Annotated in this window: 26 protein-coding genes and 5 tRNA genes; 9 read left to right on the plus strand and 22 right to left on the minus strand. The window is 47.9% G+C overall.

Annotated features, from left to right (window positions below):
• Nucleotides 1-4: 4 nt before the first annotated feature.
• Nucleotides 5-1,366, plus strand: coding sequence for a CCA tRNA nucleotidyltransferase (locus tag I6E42_RS03775; protein WP_235370600.1), 1,362 nt, complete (start codon nt 5-7; stop codon nt 1,364-1,366).
• Between the two features lie 30 nt (nt 1,367-1,396).
• Complete coding sequence (locus I6E42_RS03780) at nt 1,397-1,564, plus strand: hypothetical protein (protein ID WP_235370601.1); 168 nt, start codon at nt 1,397-1,399, stop codon at nt 1,562-1,564.
• Nucleotides 1,565-1,866: 302 nt separating this feature from the next.
• Here I6E42_RS03780 and I6E42_RS03785 read toward each other — a convergent pair.
• The 22 genes from I6E42_RS03785 to I6E42_RS03885 form a co-directional block, all read right to left on the minus strand.
• A tRNA-Tyr gene (locus tag I6E42_RS03785) sits at nt 1,867-1,950 on the minus strand.
• A 95-nt stretch (nt 1,951-2,045) separates the two neighbouring features.
• Nucleotides 2,046-2,120 (minus strand) — tRNA-Gln (locus I6E42_RS03790).
• Between the two features lie 4 nt (nt 2,121-2,124).
• Nucleotides 2,125-2,200, minus strand: a tRNA-Trp gene (locus tag I6E42_RS03795).
• A 3-nt stretch (nt 2,201-2,203) separates the two neighbouring features.
• Nucleotides 2,204-2,280, minus strand: a tRNA-Glu gene (locus tag I6E42_RS03800).
• Between the two features lie 3 nt (nt 2,281-2,283).
• Nucleotides 2,284-2,360, minus strand: a tRNA-Glu gene (locus I6E42_RS03805).
• A 28-nt stretch (nt 2,361-2,388) separates the two neighbouring features.
• Nucleotides 2,389-2,625: a helix-turn-helix domain-containing protein gene (locus tag I6E42_RS03810; RefSeq protein WP_235370602.1), complete on the minus strand. Its 237-nt coding sequence runs from the start codon at nt 2,623-2,625 to the stop codon at nt 2,389-2,391.
• 133 nt (nt 2,626-2,758) lie between these two features.
• A complete protein-coding gene (locus I6E42_RS12695) occupies nt 2,759-2,893 on the minus strand; it encodes a hypothetical protein (protein ID WP_268841870.1) in 135 nt (44 codons plus the stop codon).
• A 388-nt stretch (nt 2,894-3,281) separates the two neighbouring features.
• Nucleotides 3,282-3,626 carry a hypothetical protein gene (locus I6E42_RS03815; RefSeq protein WP_235370603.1) on the minus strand — a complete coding sequence of 115 codons (345 nt, stop codon included), beginning with the start codon at nt 3,624-3,626 and terminating at the stop codon, nt 3,282-3,284.
• A 181-nt stretch (nt 3,627-3,807) separates the two neighbouring features.
• Nucleotides 3,808-4,029, minus strand: coding sequence for a hypothetical protein (locus I6E42_RS03820; RefSeq protein ID WP_235370604.1), 222 nt, complete (start codon nt 4,027-4,029; stop codon nt 3,808-3,810).
• A 1-nt stretch (nt 4,030) separates the two neighbouring features.
• Complete coding sequence (locus I6E42_RS03825) at nt 4,031-4,381, minus strand: hypothetical protein (RefSeq protein WP_235370605.1); 351 nt, start codon at nt 4,379-4,381, stop codon at nt 4,031-4,033.
• An 81-nt stretch (nt 4,382-4,462) separates the two neighbouring features.
• The gene (locus I6E42_RS12800) at nt 4,463-4,798 is read right to left on the minus strand and encodes a helix-turn-helix domain-containing protein (protein ID WP_328284076.1); all 336 of its coding nucleotides are present in this window, start codon (nt 4,796-4,798) and stop codon (nt 4,463-4,465) included.
• A complete protein-coding gene (locus I6E42_RS03835) occupies nt 4,695-5,303 on the minus strand; it encodes a hypothetical protein (RefSeq protein WP_235370606.1) in 609 nt (202 codons plus the stop codon). Before I6E42_RS03835 ends, I6E42_RS12800 begins: the two co-directional genes overlap by 104 nt.
• Nucleotides 5,303-6,220, minus strand: a complete 918-nt coding sequence (locus tag I6E42_RS03840; RefSeq protein WP_328284077.1) for a metallophosphoesterase — start codon at nt 6,218-6,220, stop codon at nt 5,303-5,305. The genes I6E42_RS03835 and I6E42_RS03840 overlap by 1 nt, the downstream gene beginning before the upstream one ends.
• 278 nt (nt 6,221-6,498) lie before the next feature.
• Entirely contained in the window at nt 6,499-7,239 is a 741-nt protein-coding gene (locus tag I6E42_RS03845; RefSeq protein WP_235370607.1) for a metallophosphoesterase, read from the minus strand.
• Nucleotides 7,208-7,609: a hypothetical protein gene (locus I6E42_RS03850; protein ID WP_235370608.1), complete on the minus strand. Its 402-nt coding sequence runs from the start codon at nt 7,607-7,609 to the stop codon at nt 7,208-7,210. The genes I6E42_RS03845 and I6E42_RS03850 overlap by 32 nt, the downstream gene beginning before the upstream one ends.
• Nucleotides 7,602-8,213, minus strand: a complete 612-nt coding sequence (locus tag I6E42_RS03855) for a recombinase family protein (RefSeq protein WP_235370609.1) — start codon at nt 8,211-8,213, stop codon at nt 7,602-7,604. The genes I6E42_RS03850 and I6E42_RS03855 overlap by 8 nt, the downstream gene beginning before the upstream one ends.
• An 11-nt stretch (nt 8,214-8,224) precedes the next feature.
• On the minus strand, nt 8,225-8,542 hold the full coding sequence (locus tag I6E42_RS03860) for a hypothetical protein (protein ID WP_235370610.1): 318 nt from the start codon (nt 8,540-8,542) through the stop codon (nt 8,225-8,227).
• Nucleotides 8,529-9,458, minus strand: coding sequence for a ParM/StbA family protein (locus tag I6E42_RS03865; protein WP_235370611.1), 930 nt, complete (start codon nt 9,456-9,458; stop codon nt 8,529-8,531). Before I6E42_RS03865 ends, I6E42_RS03860 begins: the two co-directional genes overlap by 14 nt.
• Nucleotides 9,459-9,589: 131 nt before the next feature.
• A complete protein-coding gene (locus I6E42_RS03870) occupies nt 9,590-9,988 on the minus strand; it encodes a sigma factor-like helix-turn-helix DNA-binding protein (protein ID WP_235370612.1) in 399 nt (132 codons plus the stop codon).
• A gap of 343 nt (nt 9,989-10,331) precedes the next feature.
• Nucleotides 10,332-10,889 (minus strand): hypothetical protein, encoded by a 558-nt coding sequence (locus I6E42_RS03875; protein WP_235370613.1) that lies wholly within the window; start codon nt 10,887-10,889, stop codon nt 10,332-10,334.
• A gap of 21 nt (nt 10,890-10,910) precedes the next feature.
• Complete coding sequence (locus I6E42_RS03880; RefSeq protein ID WP_235370614.1) at nt 10,911-11,249, minus strand: LexA family transcriptional regulator; 339 nt, start codon at nt 11,247-11,249, stop codon at nt 10,911-10,913.
• A gap of 14 nt (nt 11,250-11,263) precedes the next feature.
• Nucleotides 11,264-12,508 (minus strand): DNA polymerase Y family protein, encoded by a 1,245-nt coding sequence (locus tag I6E42_RS03885; RefSeq protein WP_235370615.1) that lies wholly within the window; start codon nt 12,506-12,508, stop codon nt 11,264-11,266.
• A gap of 226 nt (nt 12,509-12,734) precedes the next feature.
• On the opposite strand from I6E42_RS03885, the gene I6E42_RS03890 reads away from it, so the two are divergent.
• The 7 genes from I6E42_RS03890 to recD2 all read left to right on the plus strand — a co-directional run bounded on the left by I6E42_RS03890 (nt 12,735) and on the right by recD2 (nt 19,582).
• Entirely contained in the window at nt 12,735-13,175 is a 441-nt protein-coding gene (locus I6E42_RS03890) for a helix-turn-helix domain-containing protein (protein ID WP_235370616.1), read from the plus strand.
• 95 nt (nt 13,176-13,270) lie between these two features.
• Nucleotides 13,271-13,819, plus strand: a complete 549-nt coding sequence (locus tag I6E42_RS03895; RefSeq protein ID WP_235370665.1) for an ImmA/IrrE family metallo-endopeptidase — start codon at nt 13,271-13,273, stop codon at nt 13,817-13,819.
• Nucleotides 13,819-14,115 (plus strand): hypothetical protein, encoded by a 297-nt coding sequence (locus I6E42_RS03900; RefSeq protein WP_235370666.1) that lies wholly within the window; start codon nt 13,819-13,821, stop codon nt 14,113-14,115. Before I6E42_RS03895 ends, I6E42_RS03900 begins: the two co-directional genes overlap by 1 nt.
• A gap of 508 nt (nt 14,116-14,623) precedes the next feature.
• Nucleotides 14,624-15,775, plus strand: a complete 1,152-nt coding sequence (locus I6E42_RS03905) for a transposase (RefSeq protein ID WP_235370617.1) — start codon at nt 14,624-14,626, stop codon at nt 15,773-15,775.
• Between the two features lie 191 nt (nt 15,776-15,966).
• Entirely contained in the window at nt 15,967-17,001 is a 1,035-nt protein-coding gene (locus I6E42_RS03910; RefSeq protein WP_235370618.1) for a YqaJ viral recombinase family nuclease, read from the plus strand.
• A gap of 12 nt (nt 17,002-17,013) precedes the next feature.
• The gene (locus I6E42_RS03915) at nt 17,014-17,379 is read left to right on the plus strand and encodes a DUF7768 domain-containing protein (RefSeq protein ID WP_235370619.1); all 366 of its coding nucleotides are present in this window, start codon (nt 17,014-17,016) and stop codon (nt 17,377-17,379) included.
• Nucleotides 17,369-19,582, plus strand: a complete 2,214-nt coding sequence (recD2, locus tag I6E42_RS03920) for an SF1B family DNA helicase RecD2 (RefSeq protein WP_235370620.1) — start codon at nt 17,369-17,371, stop codon at nt 19,580-19,582. Before I6E42_RS03915 ends, recD2 begins: the two co-directional genes overlap by 11 nt.
• Nucleotides 19,583-19,607 lie beyond the last annotated feature (25 nt).

The raw sequence follows: 19,607 nt of genomic DNA on the forward strand, positions 1-19,607 counted from the left end.
TGATATGATGTATGTGCCACCACAAGTGAATACCGCTTTGGATCTGCTCGCTGCAGCTGGTTATGAGGCTTACCTTGTTGGTGGTGCTGTCCGTGACTATGTCAGAGAGAACCGGCAGGGGAAGGACTGGGATATTACAACCAGTGCGCTTCCGGAAGAAGTTGAGCGAGTGTTTGCCGGATACCGTCTGATCGAAACCGGCCTGAAGCACGGCACCGTCACTGTTGTGATTGATGGAGAGCCTTTGGAGATCACCACTTACAGAGTTGATGGTAGCTATTCTGACCACCGGCGTCCGGACTCCGTTAGCTTTACCAGGAGCCTCCGGGAGGATGTCGAGCGCAGAGACTTCACCATGAACGCTCTAGCCTATAATCCATCTGCAGGTGTCGTTGATCTGGTCGGTGGCGTGAAGGATATCGAAGCTAAGATCTTACGTTGCGTAGGAGATCCTGATCGGCGCTTCCAGGAAGATGCCCTTCGTATACTCCGAGCTTTGCGTTTTGCATCTGTCCTTGGCTTGGAGATTGAGTCCGCAACTGCAGAAGCAGCGCATAAGAATAAAGCTCTTCTGAAGGAGATTGCAGCTGAACGCATCCAGGTTGAATTGACGAAGATGCTTTGTGGTGAGGGTATTCAGGAAGTACTTGTGAAATACTCAGACATCCTTGCTGTTGTCATGCCCGAGCTTGAACCGATGTTTGGCTTTGAGCAGCAAAATCCACACCATAACAGTGATGTTTGGTATCATACCGTCAAAGTTGTTACCAACGCACCGGCTGAACCGGTGATGAGATGGACTGCGCTGCTGCACGATGTCGGTAAGCCTCACTGCTTCTCGCTGGATGAGCAAGGTATTGGGCACTTCTTTGGACACGCCAGCAAAAGCACCGTTATAGCAGATGAGTTGCTTCAACGGCTTCGTTTTGATAACGCTACACGGGAGCGGATCACTTTGTTGGTTAAAAATCACGATACACCGCTGCCGTCTGATGAGCGTGGCGTCAAACGACTGATGAACCGACTTGGTTCAGAGGCTGCGCTTCAGATTGTAAATATCCACCGGGCAGATACCGCTGGTCAGCACCCAGACTGTGCGTATAGATATGTTGAGTTCGATGAGGTAAAGGCAATGATGCAGAAGGTACTCGATGAGCAGGCTTGCTTCTCTGTGAAGAACCTTGCCATCAACGGTAATGACGTGCTGGCAAAAGGACTACGCGGCAAACAGGTAGGTGAAGCGCTCCAGAGGACGCTTAATGCGGTAATGGACGGTGAAGTGCCTAACGAGAAGAACGAATTGCTTATCTTTTTGGATTGTATCCTGGACGAGTACATGGAAGACTACAGGAAAATGTCCGAGTAATCGGCGATGCCCATGGAGGTGTAAATACGAATGAAACAGCTTATCCCTCTGAATAAACAGAGTAAGAAAAAGCAAAAGGAATATCACGATAAGCAGCGGGGGAGTTGGAATGGCATCTCGCCGGTCACGCGCACTGTACCAAATGGAAAGGCGTATGACCGAAACAAAGTGAAGCGTGAGGTACACACTTCTGAATAAGCACAAGGGACATAGAACGTGGAAAGTTCCGCGAACTATGCCCCTTTTTATAATTCAAGATAAATTTTTTGAAAATATTTGATTTTTGGTGTCCGATTTTGGGCTTCTAAAACGAAATTATATATAGAGGGACAAGAAGAGAGGCAGAGACCTCCCTTGTTCAACAACTTTATAATAGCGTTTAGCCTCACGCGAATAGCGGTGGCTTGAAACACCGAGCCTGACCACAGGCATGTAATGTGCCTGTGGTCTACTCGTTTATGAAAATAGACGTGAAGTAGATTCCTACCTCACGTCTTATCTGGTGGGCCAGGTTGGACTCGAACCAACGCATGATTAACCGGCGCATTTACAGTGCGCTGCCATTGCCGCTAGGCGACTGACCCATATGGCGGAGAGCGCAGAATTCGAATCTGACACCGTGAAGTGCGATCCGCTTAGCGGGCGGTCCCCGGACCTTCCGGGTTCACTCTCCGTATTTTGGCTGGGGTGGCTGGATTCGAACCAACGAATGGCGGAGTCAGAGTCCGCTGCCTTACCACTTGGCTACACCCCAATATTGGCAGGGGCAGAGTGACTTGAACACCCAGCACGCGGTTTTGGAGACCGCTGCTCTACCAGTTGAGCTATGCCCCTATGTGGTGATGCCTGCGGGACTTGAACCCGGCATTACAAGCTTGAGAGGCTTGCGTCCTGACCAATTAGACGAAGGCACCGTATGGAGATCCGCACCGGACTCGAACCGGTCATCGCAACCGTGAAAGGGTTGTGTCCTAACCTTTTAGACGAGCGGACCATAGAGCAGGGAAGTGATCCCTGCAAAGTTATGCGACGGAAATGTCTGTGATGAGGATATCATCTATACGAACATGCAGCAGAGCTGCAAGAACAAGCAGATTATCAACGGTCGGCAGTGCGGTTCCGTTTTGCCACTTGTAAATGGCTTGTGGGGAGTTAAAGCCAAACGCCATTTGGAGATCATGAACAGAAAGACCGGCTGCCTTGCGTAAGTTCATGATATTGGCACCTGTCAGTGCAAGGTTAATCGTTGGAAAGTCCATCTCGTGAACACCTCCTATCTAATCTGAATATTTGCCGGTAGGCACGAAAAAGCCGCTTGTCTCGAACTTCAAGACAAGCGGCTTCAATCATTCAGATAGGAGAGTCCTGGAACAGTCCTAGAATCCCGGACCGTTAGGAGACCAATCCAATCATGTTCTTCTGCTTATCTTGAAATGGGCGTGCTTCGCTATAGCTATATTCCTGCTGGAAGATAGCCTGCCACTCGCTCATATAGAAGATAGCGGAAGAGATGTTCTTCATGGTCATATGTCCTTTCTGTAGAGTAGTTTATCTTGGTTTCTGAATGTACTATAACACATGGAACTGAGTTTGTCATTCAACCTGTAGTTAAAATAATGAAATTGTAACATTCAGAATACGGAGTACATCACCCACATGATGAGGATGCAAGGAGTTAGGAACAGTGCCGTTCCTTTCAGCAGCCGTCCCTTTACCAGCTGAAAGTCATGAGGCAAGTATGGGATACACGAAAAGATCATCTGAATGCCGATGGTTATGGAGATAATCATCGCAACACTGACAATACAGAAGATAGCAACAAGCATAGATAACTCCTTACCTGCAGGCACAGAACAGCTCAGGATCAATTGTAGCGCCTGCGTGTTGCAGCATTTTCCGAATGCGCTTTTCAATATCAGGGCCAAAAGGAGGGCTCCAGGGTGCCGTGAATTCTAATCGGCGTGGATCTGCCTTGACGCACGTTAATATTCCACATGAAGCCATCGCAGACATCAACACTGTAATCAGGGATCCAGGCCTCGGTATCCATCATTACCTGATCGATTAGAACAAACAGGTCATAGATCTCGTCGGCATTGACTCTAACAAGTTCATCGTGGATCAGATCATGGCGGCCATTAAATTGCTTAACATGAATCGTACTCGCTGCTCTGGAAATGGTTGTTCTCTCCAGCACCATGTCATCGCTGCTGCATAGAACCCAGTTATGCCATTCAATTGTAAGGGAAGTGCTCTGCATACAAGCCTCCTAAAGCATCAGTTGAGGCGCAGTTCTGCAATCAATTCATCAAATGTAATTTGACCCAGAAGAGGCTCATTGTCCTCCCCGTGCTCAGTCGTATCAATCATGATATCTTTATCTTCCATTCTAATCACCGAGGAAAGATTGTATCGTTAAATCGGCTGAAAGTCAAATTGGATTACTTATCTGCAGATGCTTCAAACTGGGTGAGATCTACCTTTCCTGTTTCAAATAACTCACGCATGAGAGAGTCGGCATTCGCCTTCACGATGCGATGTACAGTGTAATCATAGTTTTCAGAAGCAACATACAGCTCCTGCGCCTGTTCGTCATAATACAGGCTTTCAGCTTCCAGAACGATATAGGTGTTGTCGCTCTGATCTCTCAGCAATACACGCATATTACAGGTCCTCCATTTTATCTTCTACGTCAGAGATCTGGGACTCAAGCTCAGCAATCATGCCCTCTAAGCGTTCTTTTCGGCGTTCCCACCGGGCATATGCAACTGAGGTGCAGTCTTCCGGCTCTTTATCTTCAAGGTCTGAAAGCTTGTCCTCCAGATCAGACAGTTCGTCTTCCAAACTGTCTAATTCCTCCTCCAGAGCTTCCAGGGCAATCTCGTCGTCGGTATCCTCGTCATCTCTATCGGTCTCGGCCTCCTCGCCGAGGCTCAGAACAATGCTTACACCTACCGCGTGCTCAAAGGCATCAGTCTCACCGTCGTGATTAAAATCAAAAAGTCCGCCAAACATAAATGGGGCACCTCCTTCACTTGATACCTTAATGATATCGAAGGGGGTGTCCCATTTTACGGACAACGAAAGTGAAAGTTATTATTCATCAGTAGAATCAGGGAGGAATTCCATGATATCTCCGATGTCAGCTTGGAGTACACAACAGATCCGGTACAGAATGGACAAGCTCACTTCCTCGTCGCGCCGGATACGTGTCATGGTATTAGGTGCAACCTTGGATGCCTGTCGCAATTCAGAACAGGTCATCTTTCGGTCTATCATGAGCTTCCACATCTTATTATAGGAGAGGGTCATGGGGAACCTCCTAGTCTCAGAAGATATAATAGAGAATGCGTGTCTTATATGCCTGAAGATCTCTGACCGGTATATCCTTACGATAGGGGATGGAGTGATTGAAAGCCTCAAGTTGGTCATGCACTTTCTCTACCATGCGGCGCAGCTGGTTACGTGTGTCGTAGGGAAAGTCCCATTTGAGCAGAACGTATTCACGTCTGGCTTCTTCAGGGAGGCCCAGTAATTCATGTGCTGTCAGGACTTCGCTGGGATCTTCGTCATTACCGTTTTCAATTAGCGCTGCGTCGTTTCGGGTGACATATCCCTCATACATGTATGGGGAATTCAAAGTCGTCTCCAGAGTCTTTAGATCGCCCAGAACGAAGTATTTGCCAAGGCGGACATAGTCCTCTTGTTCTTCTTTTGTTTCCTCCAGTAGCAATGTCTGAGATGATTCGGCCAGTTCTTCAAAGTTCAGGCAATGTCCGCTTGGAATCAGCGGTTCCAGAAGACCAAGGAAAGAGCGGGAAATGTTGGCGAGATACTGATGGTTAAGCCCCCCATCAGTACCCTGAGTGAGATAATCGATGTTATACCATTTACCGGCATAGAATGCTTCTGCGAAAAATTTGTAAGTAGTGCTCATTATATTTCTCCTTCAATATCGTCCAAAAGCCCCAGGGCCTGAACGATTTCGGCTTGTCGCTCCATGCGACGGATCAACTCAGCCTCTTCTTGCATATTAAGCGTTTGAGGTAAGATGTCATAGTCCTCAAACATGAATTGAATCTTATCGATCTTCTTTGCAAGATGGTAGTGGCCACAGTACCACCGCTCATAAGTAAGCTTCTGCTCAATTTCCTCGAGCCATATCTCTGTACTCTTATCTACAGTGCTCTGGTCGATCATGGGGAGGAAGACTTCCACAGGCTCGTAGCGAAGAGGACAGGTGTGGGCAAATACTACATCGACTTTCCAATCACGTGCTGCCAGCACAGATTCAACTTTACGTTTGATTTCTTCGGACGGCTGCTCATCTGGAAACCAACGATAACCACGAGCGAGGCGGTAATATTTATCAACGCTATATGCACCACCAATGACGAGACAGGAGTAACCCATAAAGTCGTAGATCTCGCCGTCAATTGCAAACAGAATGTTAGGATATGCTGGTTCTACCCATACTTTGCCGCCACGATACTCTTGTATTTCATAGCCCAACGCCTTAGATGGTCGAAGCTCATGGTTACCGTGGATGCAGAAGAAGGTGACTGGAATCTTTGAAAGCTTTTTCTTACCTTTGCGATCGGTACCTCCACCGAAATAGTTCAAGCCCACATCGCCAAGAATGATGAATGTATTCTCTGGCTCGACTTCATGTTGCTGGCAGAAATTTTTGATCCGTTCGAATTCTCCATGTGTGTCACCAGTAATGTAAAAGACGTTCTTAGCGGAGAATTTCTCTTCCAGCTCAGCAAATACCTCTTCAGAAGGGCGGCCAGTGCCTTCCTTCGCCTCATCCAGCATTGCCATGAATTCCTTCTTCGCTTGTTCTTTATCCATAAGCTCACGCTCCTTAGATTGTCTTTTAATCAGTTCTACGATCCAGTAACAGAACCGACAACAAATCAATCCTGATTTTATAGTAACCGAACAGGTGTACCATTTTCCGGCCTGCGAATGAAAAGCATGTTATAAAAGAATTACCACATAGGCGTTTGGCCTATGCGGTAACTTCATTATCTATTGCTGTAATCATTGAGTCAATGTGCTGGACGAATTCATAGTGATATGAATTGGTTCGGGCAATATTGTTGCCCGAACCTCATTTCATTCAAGCATCAAGTGTAAAACTCTTCCATGTCGTCTAACCTTAAGCAGCCGAGATGCCTGAGAAGGGTTTCGTTCCCGCAACCGCAGTCGATGTCGATGATTCCATTTCCGTGCCAGATTGCAAAAGGATTTCTTTCGTCCTTGTTCATATAGCAGGTTGGTGTGTGACCTACAATCACTGTGCGATCAGGGAAGGGTGGAGGAGCTGAAGGCGAAGGGCGATCCCAGATTCTAATGTTTGGATCATCAGAAGGGGAGTCATGTACCAAGTGGAATTTCTTGCCGCCCACCTCGATATCCAAGTGGTCAGGTAAGCTGGCTAGAAACATGATAATGCGATGACGTTCTGTAGGAGTCATCATGTACATCAACTCGCGGTAGGTGTCGCTGCCTCCATTTTGAAGCCACAACGCTCGACTGCCGTATACGTTATTTGGACCCAGTGTGTCGAGGCACATTTGCTCATGATTTCCTAACAATAGGACCATATTGTTCGATGCCATGATTTGTTTGAGGATATCAATGCCTCCGGGCTTGCGATCGATCACGTCGCCGATAATATAAAGTGTATCGGAATCAGAAAACTTTATTAATTCCAACATCTTCTGGAACCGATCATATTCACCGTGGATGTCAGACATGCAGTAGATCAAGGGAGCCACCTCCGATAGCTTTATGATAGCACGGTGCAGCTCAGAAATCCATTTATGAAAATTTTCATATACGGTAGCGCCGGTTGAACTCATCATAAGCCGCCCACTTGGGATTATCGAAGATCCGGGATGCATGGAGCTCAAGCGCGTAGGTTTCAATCTCCTCTCTGGTGTGCTGGAATGGGCAACAGTCCTTAACCCACTTCAGAAGTTGCTCATGCAGCGTCTGTTCATGAGCCTTTTCAATCAGGCCATGAACAAGCTCACGCCAACGGCTGAGTTCAAAATCGCCAACATCGGTCATGACACCACTACGATAGGAGTACTTCTTATCCCTTCCGGAACCGGAGAGAAGGATAGACCTGCCGGTGAAGAAGTGTACACTGAGATCTTCGAATGTGACAGAGTCGGCAAGCTGGTCTGCAGTTGCGACTCTACAATAACAAGCAATCCTTGGTTTACTCATGAGTGTCCTCCTTTGCTTGATTGACGAGACGATAGAAGGTGGATCGGCTGATACCCATTTCTCGGCAACACTGGTTTGCCGTGATTTCGTTTGCCAGCCACTTGGCGTACCATAGATCCCAGTCCTTCGGAAGCTTCTTCGGGCGTCCGAATTTGACGCCTCGCATATGTGCTGCGGCGATTCCTTCCCGCTGTGCTTGGGACTTCGTATCGACCTCAAGCTGGGCACCGAAGGAGAGCACGGCCAGAACGATGTCGGTTATGACGCTGCCCAGCAGGTCCTTGAACTGAGTCGTATCAAGAATAGGTGTATCGAGGACAATGATATCAGCGCCTATCGTCTTGGTAATATACTCCCATTCGGTACGAATAGCGGAATAGTTGCGCCCGAAGCGATCAATGGACTTGACAACCAACACATCACCTTCACGAAGAATGTTGTCACGTAGGATCATGTAATTGGTGCGGTTGAAGGTTCTACCACTTTGCTTATCGATAAAGATATCGCGCTCGTTGATGCCATATTCCAGAAACTCAAGTACCTGCCGGTCCTCGTTCTGGTCAGTAGAGGAAACGCGTCCATACGCAAATTTCTTCTGCGCCATTACTGCTCACCTCATTTCCGGAATGCGGACATGAAATCACCCAGATCACTGGCGTCCTCATCAGATAGCTGTGAGCTGTCTGGTTTTGAGCTGTTCAGGACGAAGGTGCCATTGGCCTGCATTTCATTAATGACTTCAACTACAACTTCTCGAATGGCAGCTTTATTGAATTCCTGTTCGGCATCCGGGCAGCTGACGAAATGCAAAATGGCATTGACAACCAGATCGGTCATGTTCCGAGGTCTTGCCCGAAGAATGTCCAGTACTTTTCGATGCCGGAAATCAAACTCATTGAACTGCAGAACGATTCTTGGCTTACCGGTTGGCATTGGCGGTCACCTCACTCTTGTAGAGGAGCTCATAGCCCTGCGCATTGGCGTAGATGTTATCAATGAAGATGGGGAACCCAACCTTACCGCTACGTTCAATCATGTTTCTCAGCAGCATGGAACCACCACCGGCGAAGACACACTTGCTGCTCTTCACGTCGATGCCACGCTCACGAAGGAAATTGTAGAACTCATTCAGGAACTGTTGGGCATGCGTACGGATCAGCAGCTGAATCTCACCGGGAAGGATGGTAGGCTCACCCCGGATTACCTCATCGATGTCGCTATCCTCAAGCAGACGATCGTACTGGGAGTTGCACTGACTCGTAATTTTGTTATAGAGAGTAATGATGCCCTGTTCGAAGCTCTCCATAACCTCCAAATCCGGCTTACCACGACGTAGCTTAAGGACGTCAACGGTAAATCCGCCAATGTCGATGATGTAGGATACGGCATGGTTCTTCAGATCACCGTAACGAGTCACAGCTGCAGCCAGTGCCTGGGCATAGCTGACCACCTTGTTGACGCGGATAGAGAAGCAGCGGTCATTGAATTCAAAGTCTACAATCTCCCGCTTCCGGAAGAAGTAGTCCTCGAACCGGCGATGGAGCTGTCCGTAGTGTGCAGGGGGGAGACCTACCAAGAGGGTGATGTCGATGGGATCCAGACTTTCCGGAACACCTCTACGCTCCAACTCATAGGCGATTGCGAAGAGGGTCAGTACATAAAAACGGTCATCTTCAGTCTTGTCCCTCATGTACGAGATGCGCTTTTCCGTGAGAGTGTAGTACTTGCCCTCCCAGAAAACGTAATCGCTCTTGATTCCAAACTTGTTGTCAGAAACAATGACGCCGGATGTGAACAGGGAAGTTGGGGTCTTAATGCTGCGGTTGCCGTGATCGACAGAAATAATCATATGACAAAGGTCCTCCTTTTCTTTATCTATCAGGTATTACGTACAACGTAGGCGAACGACAACAATTTTTCTCTAGTTGCCCAGGACATAAGCAAAGGGATATACTCATGCCCTGGGCTGCGTGGTGAAAGTTACTCGTTGAGCAGACGGCGCAGCTTCTTCAGCGCCAATTCTACGGACTGGCGCACGGAAGGAATGCTGATGCCTTCCTCGTGTGCGATTTCTGTGTAATTCATATCGTCCATGAGCATGTAGATTCGTTTGCGCTGCAGGGGAGTGAGTTCAGCAATTGCACGGTAGAGGCGTCGGATTTCTTCCTGCCGAATGATCTCTTCTGTGAGAGGATCGAACCCAGGGGTGGACCAGTCATTCTCTACGTCGTCAAATGGGACATAGCAGCCGTGGTAGTTCTTGTACTTGTTCTGTCGGTCTTCCTCACGATGGAAGTTGCGGAACTCTTCATAGAGCTCGTCAGATACGGGGATTTCCTGATAGATGCCATAGTAGTCTTTAATTTTGATGGTTTTCACGTCATATTCCTCCAAGTCGTTCAAAGTCGTTTAGCGGTTCGAAATGACCTGGAAGGGGGGGCTCTTGCCCTCAAATACAGTTGCCGCATAGGTTTGCTCCCGAATTCGGGCAACAAAAAAGCCGGGCACCTGCTTTTTCAGCAGATGCTCGGCTTAATTGCTCCCGTTATTGGCCGGGATAGGTATGAAAAAAGCCCCTCAGACCGATATGGTCTGAGAGGCAATACCTGCTCCAGCATAACCTATTATACGGGGCTGGCCTGTTCGTTACAATTTCGTATGACTCCTATCTATCCATCAATTCTCTATCGTTTTCCATCTCATCAGGCTATCATTTTGCCTCTCAAGAGACTCTCATCGGACTCTCATCAAGACTGTCAGCAGTATCCCAATTATGTTCCGCAATGATGAGATCAGGGATCACTACGCACCACAGGTTAGCAGCATAAGTGCGGATGGCAGCCTTGATATGGCGGTAATAGGTAGAAGAGGAAATGCCAAGAGAGAGGAAGGCATCTTCATTCGTTTTACAATAGGCATCGAAATACCGGGCTCGGAGGATGTTGAAATACATCGCACCATGGGTGGGAGTTGCTTTTACGAGAAGGAGAGCTTCTTCCATCACTTCAAGCAGCTGCATGGAGTGCCCCATGCCAGCCAACCTGTCTGCAATGCGTTTGCGATCTGCGTCGCGATCGAAGTCAATGGCGAGGTTAATGAAATCCGAAACAGACTGCCTGCGACGCTCAAAGCATTCGTCTTCCAGCTCTGCGATGCTGCGGCCAGCACGCTGCAGTGTGGGCCCGTAAAGGTTCAAGAGAGTAACAGTCTTTTCAATGTCCTCGTCGGTAATGGTGCTGGTAATATCGAACTGAGAGATCAGGTTCTGGAATTTAGTCATCTTTGGTCCTTTCTGCCTGAGTTAGTGATAGAAGTTAAAGGAACCCAGGACTTTGGCGTGGATTTGTTTACGGTCGTGGAGAATACGTTCTTCGTCTTCAGCTGCGATCTCGCTATCTTCACGGTAGAGATAGATTGTCGGCACATCGCCATCAAAAGCGACAACGAGATCTCCATCGCCAACTTCGGCATTTTTACAACAGTAAAGCAGGCTATCGTCTGCGATACCGTACTTGTGATAGCGGTGGCCCTTGGCTACGATACAAAAGCACTCGTCAGAGGAAATGTCGTTGTAGCCCTCAATCATCAGCGTACCTTTGTGATTCACAAAAACGGTGTGGTGACGGTAATCAACATTCATCTTAAACCTCCTCCTTAATGGTACATAACGGATGGCATCTTATACTCCACCTCTTTGTGTGCGGGCATTTTCAGCCCAGAAGTCAGAGCGGCAAAATTAATAGCATTCAGACCAAAACGGCGTCTGATATCGTCTACAGTCTTTTCAAGTGTAAGTCTGCGTGTGTGCTTACTGTAATCAGACCACAGATCCAGCTGCACGGGTGTATCACTAGGGACCAAATCGATGGCGCTGATGGTCAAAGACCGGATATCGTTGTTCCAGGAATGGCGGCGTTGGAACAGATCGAAGCCTGCTTTTGCAATCGTGGTGTAACTCTGCGTTGGATAGTCTAATTTACATTGATATCCATGATGTGACAAGGAATTATCCCTTACATAAATTCGAACACCAGATGCGGCAAGATTCTGCTTTCGCAGCTTATATCCAACCTCCTGAGCCAGTTCCATGAGCACGTGATTTACCTCTTCCTGACTCAAAAGATCGGACGTACAGGTAATTCCGTGACCAATGCTTTTGATTGGTGGCTCATACTCACATGGCATGACTCGTGAGGTATCCAAGCCATTCGCGTACACCCATAACTTTTCGCCGTTGATTCCAAGAAGCCGCTTCAGGAACTCAGGATCAGACCGAGCAAGGTCCCCAATTGTATGAATTCCGTAGCGACGCAATTTCTCTGTCGTAGCTCGACCGACATACAATAGCTCAGAGGCGGGGAGAGGCCAGATCTGGGTGCGGAACGATTCTTCCGTGATCTCAGTAACGGCATCAGGCTTTTTCATATCAGAGCCAAGCTTGGCGAAGATCTTATTGAAACTGACGCCGATAGATACCGTGAGCCCTGTTTCTGACTTTACGGTCTCCCGGATTTCATTGGCGATTTCTGCCGGACGCATACGGCTCAGAAGAGGGGAGCCGGTCAATTCGATCCAGGATTCATCGATACCAAATGCCTCTACCTCAGGTGAGTACCGCAAATAAATTGATCTCACCAGCTTTGAGAACTTGAGGTACTGATCCATGTGTGGCTCAACAATTGTAAGCTGCGGACACTTCTGCTTTGCTTCCCAAATTACATCACCAGTTTTCACACCACATTTCTTAGCCAGTTGGTTCTTTGCTAAAACGATTCCATGCCGATCCTCTGTACTGCCACAGACAGCGATGTACTTACCCTGCAGTTCCGGATGCAGCATGGTTTCGATGCTGGCATAGCAATTGTTGAGGTCGCTATGCAGCACAATTCTTCCTCCCATGGTTTCTCTCCTCCTGTCATAGAATATCTTTCGAAAACTTCCTCTAACTTCCACTAACTTCCTATTGACAACGAGGTTTCTTCCGCTTATACTGGGATTAAACTTCCTTTAACTTCTTTTAGCTTCTACAAACTTCCTGTTGATGAAACAATAGCAGGTACTAGACTGGTTTGTCAATAGAAGTTTTTCGAGGACAGTCCAAATCAGTAGAAAGAGGAAATGTATTATGAAAACAACAGGTGAAAAGATCAAAGAACGCCGCATTACCCTGAATATGACGCAGAAAGATTTGGCTGATCAGGTAGGGACCACGGTTCGGACGATCAGCAGTTATGAAGCTGCTGGCTCTAAGCCTCGCGGTCTCAATCTGCGTAAGCTCTGCTCTGTGCTGAATGTGTCTGAGGCATACTTGCTCAAGGATGAGATTGAAGATGAGACCTACGGCCTTGATGAGGCACCGTACATTGAAAATGCTCGTGCAACCTATGGTAAGAAGGGTGCCGATGATATCAGCCGGTTACTGCTCGAGACTCAGGCTATGTTTGCCGGTGGTGAAATCCCTGAAGAGGACAAGGATTTGTTTTTCCAGGCAATTACTGAGGCGTATTTTGCCAATAAAAACAAGGCCAGCGAACGATTCACTCGCAAGGACTACAAGAAGGATTAGTACATTTTTCAAAAGCATGCCCTGTTGTACGTTTTTTGGGACAGCTTCTATGCTACCCTTAGACTGTACGATAGGATTATCCTGTCTTGAAAGAGGTGAGTGATTTGCTGGCGACTGCGATTAAACAGGAAGCGAATCGTTTGAAAATTAAATACCAGACCGACGATCCGTATGAGATCTGTGATTCAATGAAGATTCAGGTTATGAAGCGTCCAATGGGCACAAACCCACGATCTTGCAAAGGTTTCTTCATGGTGAGTTCTCGATGCAAGGCCATTGTGGTCAATAGCGATTTGTCTGAGAGCATTCAGCGAATCATTCTTGTGCATGAATTGGGCCATGCTGCCCTGCATGAAAGTTCCGCTTTAAGCGCATTCCATGAGTTTGCACTCTTTGATAACACGGATCGAATGGAATACGAGGCTAATATCTTTGCTGCCGAGTTTCTGTTGGAGGATACTGATGTTATGAATGCGCTCGAAGAGGGTGACGACTTTTTCCGGATTGCCAATTGTTTGTGTGTGCCTCCGGAACTTCTGGATTTTAAGCTCCGTATCCTGCAGCGTCAGGGCATAGAAATCAATGCTCCATACATTGCACATGGAGACTTCCTGAAGCGCAATTTGGAGCAACCTTTAGGTTGATGCCCATGGTGTCAGGAGCTGCTTATAAGGCCTATGTTCCCGTTGATGTGAGCTTCACAGAGGAAGGTCAGATGCTTCCGCGAGCTGTTGTATGGGAAGATGGGCAGCGTTATGAAATCGACCGCGTGAAAGATATACGCCCCAGCTACGCGGCAAAAGCCGGTGGCCAGGGCGATCGGTATACCATTCTTGTGAAAGGTCAAGTAACCTATTTATATTTTGAAAGAACGACCAATCTCTCTGGTAATATCATTGGTCGTTGGTTTGTGGAGAGAAAGGTACCTATTGAGGTATGAAAAACGGCAGTTGAAAAGAGAGAACATGAATGCTGGATCAGTGAGCAGGAGCGAATCGCCTCATTTCATGAAATGAGCGGTTATAAACGACACGATTACATCAATCACAGTTATTTCATTGCATTTCTACATTCGCTGCAGGAGCGAGGCTACAGATTTCAGTAATGGCATATTACCCCTCTGGGACATCTCCAGAGGGGTAATTCTATTTATGAGTAAGGATTATGTTTTCTAAACCCATAAATCATCTACAAAAAATGATGTAGGTTTCGGTATCATGGAAACACCTCTCCAAGAATGATAAGCTAACCATGTATTTATTAGAATGATTCTCCCGATGGGAACTTGGTAAGCAGTGACGCCGATGGCCGGAAGGCTTCGGACAATCATGGGCATAGCCCACCAGAATGCACTTTGATTTGTTATGTACAAGTCGAAGTGCTCTTTTTTTGTTCAAATTCCGGTGACGGATTTGAAAATACATTTTTGGAAAGGTGGTTAACCACAAATGACGGAAAGCAAGATTTATGCGGACAACTACAGCTGCACTTTTAAGGAGCCTGGAGAGTTTTTGGACTTTCTCAGGGACCGTAAGGAGCATAGTCAATGGCTGACAGCTCCTTCGAAAAGTTTGCAGTTGCAGTCCATCGAAAAGGACAGCGCTTTTGGTAACCTGTATATGCAGTTATATCAGCATAACGGGCGTGCCGAGATCTTGGCTGATACGATGGAGAACACAAGCATCATGCTCAGTGTGCATGGGCAGGAGTATCCCGTGCGATCCTGTGCCCTGAAGACCATTCTGGAACGAGCCAGAATCTCTGGACATGCATTGAACAAGGTATCTAAAGAAGTGTTTACGCAGATTCTGAACTACTGCCTGGGTGTGGCCTCTGGCGACAGCCTCATTAAGGTGGCAGATGAGAAGGTGTCTGCAGTACATGGCGGAGATCCCGATGACTATGCCGTGCTGGAAATGCTGCCGCTGTTCGAGAAAGTTCAGGACTATCTGGAGAGCGAGTTTCCTGGTTGTCATTTCATGACCGGAAGCTTCGACCACACACTGGCAATGGCAATTTGGAGCCTAGATGGGCAGTCTGACGAGCTGTTGGATACCTATCGTCGTGAACTGCTGGCAAAAGGCCTTGGAAACAAAGTGATTCGGCCTGGTCTGCGGTTTATGACTTCTGATGTGGGTGTCAGTGGCGCAAACCTGTATCCAATCCTGTTGGTTGGCAGCGCAAACAAGATTGTGCCCCTGGGATATCCCATCAAGACAGAACATAGCAACAGAGCCAATATGGATTACTTCGATGAGCAGCTTAGACTGCTCTATGCCCGCTTTGAGGATGCGATTGAGAAACAGACGAAGCTGATGCACATCGATATCCAGTATCCCTATACTGCAATGCTGGGTGCCCTGAAGCGGGTTGGCGTGACGAAAAAGCTGAGCTATGAGGCGGCAGACATGTTCGCTGCGCAGAATGGCTTGGATCCGTGTACTGCCTACGAGGTGTTTCTGGCGATGACGGAAGTAATCTTTCTGGCCCAGTGCAATGGTGCCACTGCCGGTAGGATTGCTCAGCTGGAAGAGTATGTTGCGCGTGCGCTCAGCATCAACTGGCATGAGTATGATCGTCCTGGCGACTTCAAGTGGTGAGCAGTATGCCAACATACAGGATTCCGCTGACGTGGGAAGTATACGGACACGTCACAGTGACTGCACCAACCCGTGAAGACGCGATTGAATACGCACTTGGTCCCGACTGTTCCTTACCTGAAGGAGACTACGTGGATGATTCCGTGCGTGTGGATGACCTTGTAAATATTGTTGTTTTGGAGGAATGAGTCATGGCGCTGAATTTGAATTATAAACCTAACGTTTTTGTGAAAACCGAGAATCTGCCTGAAGATGAGTGGCTGGAGTGGCGTCGTAAAGGTATCGGTGGCAGCGATGTTGCTGCCGCCCTGGGCCTGTCGCCGTATAGAACGATGCGTGAGCTGTACTACGATAAAATCGGCGTTGTGGCAGTCGAGGAGGGGGAGGACAAGTCCATTACCTTCCAGATCGGTCACCTGCTGGAAGACGTGGTTGCTCAGATCTTCGCTAAGAAGACGGGTCTGAGTGTCTACCGAGATCAGACCATGTATCAGCATCCTTTATATCCGTTCATGCTTGCGGATGTGGATCGTTTCATCCATATGCCTGATGGAACGACGGCAATTCTTGAGTGTAAAACGGCTCACTACGATACCCAGTATCTGTGGGCAAATGATGCTGTACCGCGCCATTACGAGATGCAGGTGCGTCACTACATGAGTGTCATGAACATTGATGTAGCGTACATTGCCTGCCTGTTCTCTAATAGTGAGAAGGACTTTGTTTGGCGGAAGATCGAACGTGATCTGGACGAGGAAGAGAACACCATTATGCTGCTCCAGGACTTCTGGACTCGATATGTGTGTAATCGTGCTGAGCCGCCTCTGAATGAGAAGCCTGACATGGTGCTTGATGTTTTGCGCCGGTTCTATGGACCTGGTGATACTTCTGCACCTGCCGTATCTCTAGTCACTTCTTTTGTCCCTGTTCTGGAGCAGCTGCTTGTGATGAAGGCTGAGAAGTCTGATTTGGAGGGCAGAGTTCGAAAACTGGATGCACAGATCAAATCGGCATACGCACCGATCGCTGAGCTCATGGGCCCTGCCTGCAGTGCTACCTGTGTCGATAAGGGCGTGACGTATAGCGTTACGTTCAATCCTCAGAGCAGGGAAGGCATTACGAAGGACAAGCTCTCTGCGCTGAAGGCACAGTATCCGGACATCTATGATGAGTTCGTAGATACGACTGAGTGGCGCACATTTAAGTTGACGAAATCTCAAAACTGAAGGGAGGCACATATGATGCCGCTTACCTACGTTTGTTCTCCACTCTCCGCACCTACACGTGCGGAGATGCTGGCAAATGCGGCGAAGGCTTGTACCTACTCGGCATGGGCAGAGAAGGAATTTGGCGGTCGTGCTGTTGCTCCTCACGCCTATCTTCCGTATTTACTGGATGATAGGAATCCTGCGGAGCGAGCATTGGCCCTGGAATTTGATTTGAAACTTCTGGCCATGTGTGAGCGCATTGTGGTGTACGGAACACGTATCTCGTCTGGCATGAAAGGGGAGATTGAAAACGCACAACGCCTCGGTATTCCTGTGATCTACAGACAGGATACAGTAGCTTCGCAGAAGCCTGGAGGTGAGAAAAATGCTGTGTAAATTTGAACGCTCCATCTTTCAGTCGGCAAATGGATACTGCGTGTTTGCCTATAACACAAAAGATGAGAGTGTTCCGGTAGCTGCCAGAAGTACGCAATACCATCGTGATAAGAAGATTCATATTACTGCTGTCGGCTATAACTTACCTGCAACTGACGCCATTGACGTCGATCTGCAGGGCAAGTGGCAGCCTTCCAAGTACGGGATGCAGCTGATAGTCGAAAGTTTTGAGCAGATGCTGCCACAGGATACGAATGGTATCGTTGCCTATCTGAGTTCCGGACTGATCAAGGGAATTGGCCCGGAGACAGCGAAAGCCATTGTAGCACGATTTGGCAGCAGCACACTGGATGTGATGGAGAACGATCCTGAGCAGCTGCTGGCGGTAAAGGGCATTGCGCGTACGAAACTGAAAAAGATCATTGCCAGTTACTCGGAAACAAGAAAGCTCCGGGAATTAACGGCTTATCTGGCTCCTTACGGGGTTTCCATGAAAAAGATTGCGAAGATCCAGGAGACCTTTGAGGATAACAGTCTTCGTGTCGTTCAAAGCGATCCGTTCCAGCTATGCAGGATCCGTGGCTTTGGTTTTCTAACGGTGGATGAAATTGCGAGAAAAACAAAGGTCAGTCTCAGAAACCCTTTGCGATATGCCGGTGCCATTCATTACTGTCTGGAAGAAGCTCGCTCCAATGGGCATCTTTTTCTTCCGCATGATGAACTCGTTGATAAGTGCTATGAACTTCTTAATCGTGAGTGCGAAGGGGAAGTGGTGCCCATGTACGATGTAACCGGCGCAGTCAGTCAGGAAGTGAAGGCAAAACAAATATACAACGAGAATGGACGCATCTACTTGTCGTTTGAACGCTTATGTGAAGTGAAGACGGCAAAGCGGATTGTGTCCATGTTGCTATCTGAGGGGATGCCAATGGTTTCTGACCTGTCGAAGCAGATTGCACTTACCGAAAGTAATCTGCCACATCCACTGGCTCCATCTCAGAGAGAGGCAGTTAAGCTATGTTTGTCGCATCCGTGTTCAATCATGACTGGTGGCCCTGGTGTGGGTAAGACAACAACGCTAAAGGCAATTCTGGAGATTTATCATCGTGTTTTCCCGGATCATGAGATCCTACTTGCGGCCCCTACAGGGAAGGCAAGCAGGCGAATGAGTGAACAGACCGGCTTTCCGGCATCTACACTTCATTCCGCCATGGGAATTCTCAGCGACGATGACATTGAAACGAATGGGCCTGAGTTCTTATCGGCTGATTTTGTTGTCGTTGATGAGTGCAGCATGGTCGATATGCGGCTCGCTTACGCACTTTTTGAACGACTGAAACCTGGAGTCAAGCTCTTGTTTGTCGGCGATCCTGACCAGTTACCTGCAGTCGGCGCTGGCAATGTGCTGCGTGAAATGATACGTAGTGGCATTGTGCCTACGGCAGTTCTGGATACGGTCTTCCGGCAGGCAAGCAATAGCCGGATAGCCTTGAACGCTTATGCTGTCAATCATAATGACACGAAGCTTCTTTATGGTGACGACTTCCTGATGCAGGATGTACAGACAAGCGAAGACGCTGCAGATCTTGTCATGAAGTGCTTCTTTGACGAAGTCACTCAACATGGGATTGAGAATGTACAGATCCTATCTCCGTTCAGGAGGCGGGGTGCTGTCTGTGCGGATAACCTGAATATTGCAATTCGTGAAATGATTAATCCCAAGCGAAGTGGTGTCAATGAGCTGAAATGTGGCACTAAAGTGTTCCGTGAAGGAGATCGGATTATCCAGACACGAAACTGTGATGGTGTATCAAACGGTGACGTTGGTGTGATTACGCGAATCTATCTGGATGAAGATGGTGAGCAGCTGATCGATATCAAGCTCTTAGATGGCCGTGAGTTAGTCTACACGGTTGACAAGATGGAGAATATCGACCTCTCTTACTGTATTTCGATCCATAAGAGTCAGGGCGCAGAGTTCCCGGTCGTTATCATTCCAATTATGAAAGAGCATTACATCATGCTTAGAAGGAACCTTTTGTACACTGCGATCTCCAGAGCAAAAGCGAAGGTGATTCTCATTGGACATAGACAAGCTGTGTTTACTGCAATTCATAAAAATGATGTTGATAAACGAAATACCGTCCTTGCTGATCGGATCACAGTCTATTACGAGCGTGAAACGCAGAAAAGAGCGGTATAACGAACCGTGGCATGGGAGAGTTTCT

The organism is Pseudoflavonifractor phocaeensis, assembly GCF_021531815.1.
GTDB classification, from domain to species: Bacteria; Bacillota; Clostridia; order Oscillospirales; family Oscillospiraceae; genus Lawsonibacter; species Lawsonibacter phocaeensis_A.

Coding starts and splice junctions, on each gene's coding strand:
- I6E42_RS03775 (WP_235370600.1), top strand. CDS start 5: ATGATGTATGTGCCACCACAAGTGAATACCGCTTTGGATCTGCTCGCT.
- I6E42_RS03780 (WP_235370601.1), top strand. CDS start 1,397: ATGAAACAGCTTATCCCTCTGAATAAACAGAGTAAGAAAAAGCAAAAG.
- I6E42_RS03810 (WP_235370602.1), bottom strand. CDS start 2,625: ATGGACTTTCCAACGATTAACCTTGCACTGACAGGTGCCAATATCATG.
- I6E42_RS12695 (WP_268841870.1), bottom strand. CDS start 2,893: ATGACCATGAAGAACATCTCTTCCGCTATCTTCTATATGAGCGAGTGG.
- I6E42_RS03815 (WP_235370603.1), bottom strand. CDS start 3,626: ATGCAGAGCACTTCCCTTACAATTGAATGGCATAACTGGGTTCTATGC.
- I6E42_RS03820 (WP_235370604.1), bottom strand. CDS start 4,029: ATGCGTGTATTGCTGAGAGATCAGAGCGACAACACCTATATCGTTCTG.
- I6E42_RS03825 (WP_235370605.1), bottom strand. CDS start 4,381: ATGTTTGGCGGACTTTTTGATTTTAATCACGACGGTGAGACTGATGCC.
- I6E42_RS12800 (WP_328284076.1), bottom strand. CDS start 4,798: ATGACCAACTTGAGGCTTTCAATCACTCCATCCCCTATCGTAAGGATA.
- I6E42_RS03835 (WP_235370606.1), bottom strand. CDS start 5,303: ATGAGCACTACTTACAAATTTTTCGCAGAAGCATTCTATGCCGGTAAA.
- I6E42_RS03840 (WP_328284077.1), bottom strand. CDS start 6,220: ATGGATAAAGAACAAGCGAAGAAGGAATTCATGGCAATGCTGGATGAG.
- I6E42_RS03845 (WP_235370607.1), bottom strand. CDS start 7,239: ATGATGAGTTCAACCGGCGCTACCGTATATGAAAATTTTCATAAATGG.
- I6E42_RS03850 (WP_235370608.1), bottom strand. CDS start 7,609: ATGAGTAAACCAAGGATTGCTTGTTATTGTAGAGTCGCAACTGCAGAC.
- I6E42_RS03855 (WP_235370609.1), bottom strand. CDS start 8,213: ATGGCGCAGAAGAAATTTGCGTATGGACGCGTTTCCTCTACTGACCAG.
- I6E42_RS03860 (WP_235370610.1), bottom strand. CDS start 8,542: ATGCCAACCGGTAAGCCAAGAATCGTTCTGCAGTTCAATGAGTTTGAT.
- I6E42_RS03865 (WP_235370611.1), bottom strand. CDS start 9,458: ATGATTATTTCTGTCGATCACGGCAACCGCAGCATTAAGACCCCAACT.
- I6E42_RS03875 (WP_235370613.1), bottom strand. CDS start 10,889: ATGACTAAATTCCAGAACCTGATCTCTCAGTTCGATATTACCAGCACC.
- I6E42_RS03880 (WP_235370614.1), bottom strand. CDS start 11,249: ATGAATGTTGATTACCGTCACCACACCGTTTTTGTGAATCACAAAGGT.
- I6E42_RS03885 (WP_235370615.1), bottom strand. CDS start 12,508: ATGGGAGGAAGAATTGTGCTGCATAGCGACCTCAACAATTGCTATGCC.
- I6E42_RS03890 (WP_235370616.1), top strand. CDS start 12,735: ATGAAAACAACAGGTGAAAAGATCAAAGAACGCCGCATTACCCTGAAT.
- I6E42_RS03900 (WP_235370666.1), top strand. CDS start 13,819: ATGCCCATGGTGTCAGGAGCTGCTTATAAGGCCTATGTTCCCGTTGAT.
- I6E42_RS03905 (WP_235370617.1), top strand. CDS start 14,624: ATGACGGAAAGCAAGATTTATGCGGACAACTACAGCTGCACTTTTAAG.
- I6E42_RS03910 (WP_235370618.1), top strand. CDS start 15,967: ATGGCGCTGAATTTGAATTATAAACCTAACGTTTTTGTGAAAACCGAG.
- I6E42_RS03915 (WP_235370619.1), top strand. CDS start 17,014: ATGATGCCGCTTACCTACGTTTGTTCTCCACTCTCCGCACCTACACGT.
- recD2 (WP_235370620.1), top strand. CDS start 17,369: ATGCTGTGTAAATTTGAACGCTCCATCTTTCAGTCGGCAAATGGATAC.